At 37.9% G+C, this 3851-nt stretch carries 3 protein-coding genes; all 3 read right to left on the bottom strand.

The window, feature by feature from the left end:
- Positions 1–196: 196 nt before the first annotated feature.
- From CD127_RS11065 to arcA, 3 genes are read right to left on the bottom strand one after another with little or no spacing between them, the layout of a single operon-like run.
- Positions 197–883, bottom strand: a complete 687-nt coding sequence (locus CD127_RS11065; RefSeq protein ID WP_103366752.1) for a Crp/Fnr family transcriptional regulator — start codon at positions 881–883, stop codon at positions 197–199.
- Between the two features lie 39 nt (positions 884–922).
- Positions 923–2353, bottom strand: a complete 1431-nt coding sequence (arcD, locus tag CD127_RS11060; protein ID WP_103298751.1) for an arginine-ornithine antiporter — start codon at positions 2351–2353, stop codon at positions 923–925.
- A gap of 38 nt (positions 2354–2391) precedes the next feature.
- On the bottom strand, positions 2392–3627 hold the full coding sequence (arcA, locus tag CD127_RS11055) for an arginine deiminase (protein WP_103298752.1): 1236 nt from the start codon (positions 3625–3627) through the stop codon (positions 2392–2394).
- Between the last annotated feature and the right edge of the window lie 224 nt (positions 3628–3851).

Here is a 3851-nt window from a genome sequence, read left to right as displayed (position 1 = left end):
TGACGTTGTGTGACGCCCGAGGGAACAGTACAAGTTGAAGACCTTAGAAATTCCCACAGATTTATCTGTGAGGCATTTCTGGCTGAAACTGTACCCTGGGCAAGCATCACAACAGAATGAGTGATAGACCATCTAAGAACTACTAACAACATAGGAGTAGTTAATTTCGCTAGAAATTATTAATTAACTTGCCTTGTTACTTCCGAACTAGCCAATCTTTGCCGTTCTTCAGCAACATCTTATCCTGCTTCAACTCACTCACAATATGCCCAGTTGTTTCACGTGAAATCCCAGACAAATCACTCAATAGCTGAATCGTCATCACTTGCTTAATCTCATAAAACTCCTCATTGTCATACCCTACCGCATGACACAAATAATACAACACCTTCTCAACACGTTCCCTCGCCAACTTCGCCGTTAACGCCATGGTGTATTCCATCTGCAGACGTAACTCCACATTTAACTTTTCAAAAAGCGTAATAAAAATATCATCATGCGTCTTACACAAATATTCCAATAAATCCTTAGGTATACCAATCACATCACAATCCGTCATCGCGGTACACATTTCATTCGAAACGTCCTTATGAAACAGTTGCGTCAAAGGGAATAACACATCCTCCTTATTTAACGAACGTGCTACATCCCCCTCCGCATTAAATGTTTCACGCAAAACATTTCCCGTTAACAACAAATACATATGCATAGGTTGATCCGAAGAATAGTAAATCACTTGGCCCTTATTATAATGGCGCACTAAACATTCTTCTTTATAAGGATGAATCACGCCTACCGGTATATTCAAATAGGTTGCTAATTGTTTAAATGCTTGGTCTAATTCAGTTGCTTTATTTTTATCGGAAAATTTATGTTCAGTCATAACGCTACGCTCCTAAAACTTTCACTACACTTAACTAGATTAGAATACTGACACACTACCCATAGCTAAGCGAATGATACCTATAATCGCAAGGACAATAATCAATGCGAATAAAATGTAATCGACTTTCGTTAAATGTTTCTTATTATTACGTTGCACAAAACTATAGACGAATAAACCTGGAATATACAACAGCATTGTTAATAATAAGTAATCGATACCTGCTGCATACACTAGCCAAATCGCATAAATTGAAGCGATAATACCAATCGTCCATTGTTTTGCAGTTGCATGCCCTTTATGTTCAATCGTATATTTCAATTGATAGAAGGCACTAAACATGTACGGTATTAAAATCGCACTTGATGCTAAAGAGAATGCAAATTGGTAAGCACTATCGGTAAAGAGCATACTGATTAAGAATAATTGCACTAAAATATTAGTAATCAATAGTGAGTTTACCGGTGCTTTGTGTCTATTTTCCTTAGCAAACCATTTAGGGAAGAGACCATCTTTCGCAACGATAAATGGCAACTCGCCGGCAAGTAACGTCCAGCCTAACCATGCACCAAGTACAGAGATAATTAAGCCGATGTTAACTAGCACTGAGCCCCAATGACCGACGATATGTTCAAGCACTTGAGCCATTGAAGGGTTTGCCAATTTAGAAATCTGATCTTGTTGGATAACCCCTTGTGCTAATACAGTCATTAAGAAATAGATGACTAATACAGAGACAAGACCGATAACCGTTGCTGTACCTACGTCTTTCTTCGTCTTAGCACGGCTAGAGAACACGACTGCACCTTCAATACCAGTGAAGACCCATACTGTTACAAGCATTGTGCTTTTCACTTGAGACATTGTATCGCCCCAACTGAAGACGCCGACACCACCGCTTGTCATGCCGTAAAAGCCCGCTTTAAAAGTGTCAAAATTAAAGACTACTAGCATACAAACGATAACTAGAAAGATAGGGATTAACTTCGCGACGGTCACGATACTGTTAATAAATGCCGCCGTTTCTACACCCTTAAGGATGAGGAAGTGCACGCCCCATAATAAAATCGATGCGACGATAATACTTGGTAGCGTGTTCCCTCCTTTAAAGATTGGGAAGAAGTTACCTACTGCAGACATCAACAACGTCGCATACGCTACGTTACCTAGAAACGCTGCAAACCAGTAACCCCATGCACTTGAGAACCCGATAAAGTCACCGAATCCTGCTTGCGCATAGCTGTAAATCCCACCGTCTAAATCAGGACGTTCATTTGTTAAATTCTGAAAGACAAAGGCTAAAGAAATCATACCTATTGCCGTAATAATCCATCCGATGATAATCGCTAGTCCACCGGCTTGGCCTCCCATATCAGAAATAATATTGAAAGCCCCGCCGCCAATCATCGAACCGATAACTAAACCAATCAGTGACGTTTTACCTAATTTATTTTCACCTGATTCACTCATAATGATTCTCCTTACATTTAGGAATTTTGCTCGTCTCCCTAAATATCTTCTCTAAATAACGGTTGGCTCATACATCTTGGGCCCCCACGTCCACGCACTAACTCACTACCTGTGATTTCGATAACTTTAATCCCTTTATCACGTAGTAATTGGTTAGACACATAGTTACGGTCATACGTTACAACGACGCCTGGGCGAATGCATAATGTGTTTGAACCGTCATTCCATTGTTCACGCGCACCATCAATCACGTCGCCATTACCAGTTGGGATAAAGTCGATGTGATCCACACCTAACACATCCGCTAATGTTTCACGTAATTTATGTGAATGCGTAATTTTGATATCATCTTTCGCTTCATCATATTCGATTGTAAAGATGTTCATATTATTTTCTTCTTTAAAGATCGCTGAATGCACTGTGAATTTGTCGTAGTCAATCATTGTAAATACTGTATCTAAGTGCATAAATGAACGACTATTTGGAATCTCAATCGCAATGACTTTCTTAAATGTTGTAGACTCATCTTTGAAAATGTTGCGAGCCAAGCGTTCGATAGCTTGTGCTGAAGTACGTTCAGAAATACCAATCGCTAATGCCTCTTTAGATAAGATTAATTCATCGCCACCTTCAATATTGAATGGTGAATTACGATCTAACCATACAGGCACATCTGCATCTTTAAAACGTGGATGATGTTTTAAAATGTATGTGATGAACAATGATTCTCTACGACGTGCTCTCCAATACATACGGTTAATTGTCATCCCTCTACCTACAGATGCTTGAGGGTCACGAGTGAAGTATAAGTTTGGCATAGGGTCTAAATAGAATGGATATCTATCATCTAAATATTCCACTAAATGCGTTGTTTCTAATTCAATTTCTTCTTTACGAACACCAGCCATGATTTTATCGATTAACTCTTGGTCTGATAGTGTTTCGAAGAACTTTTTAATTTCTTCTTCATGACCTAAAATCGTTTTTTGAGATTCTGCTAAAATATCGTCAATAAATTGTTCGCGTACTGCTTTGTCCGCAATTGCTTCAGCTGCTAGCTTTTCTAAATAAACAACTTCCACGCCTTCATCTCTAAGTGTTTGCGCGAACTTATCATGCTCTTCTTGCGCTACTTTTAAATAAGGAATATCATCGAATAACAAACCACTTAAGTGATCTGGCACTAAATTTTCTAATTCTTTACCAGGTCGTTTTAACAATACTGTTTTTAATTTACCGATTTCACTGTTTACTTGAATTGGTCCTTGAGTCATATTCATTTCCTCCTTTATTTATCTACAGCTAAAGTATAAAGCGCTTTCAAATATGATTATGTGATTTATTTCACATTATAAATGTCTAATTCTTCATACTTTTTGGCTATTCAATACACTTTTTTGATTGAATATACAGTTTTACATAGTATTTATGATTAACTGTGTATATTTCATTCATTAACCTATTACTATTTACCCTGTAAAAGTTTTTTATACAACAT

It is taken from the genome of Staphylococcus petrasii (assembly GCF_002902565.1).
In the GTDB taxonomy this organism is placed as follows: Bacteria; Bacillota; Bacilli; order Staphylococcales; family Staphylococcaceae; genus Staphylococcus; species Staphylococcus petrasii.
The sequence above is the reverse complement of the archived record's forward strand: the minus strand, read 5'-3'. Positions and strand labels throughout refer to the sequence as shown.

Bases quoted from the DNA above. Each gene is read 5' to 3' on its own strand.
- CD127_RS11065 (WP_103366752.1), bottom strand. From the start codon at position 883: ATGACTGAACATAAATTTTCCGATAAAAATAAAGCAACTGAATTAGAC.
- arcD (WP_103298751.1), bottom strand. From the start codon at position 2,353: ATGAGTGAATCAGGTGAAAATAAATTAGGTAAAACGTCACTGATTGGT.
- arcA (WP_103298752.1), bottom strand. From the start codon at position 3,627: ATGACTCAAGGACCAATTCAAGTAAACAGTGAAATCGGTAAATTAAAA.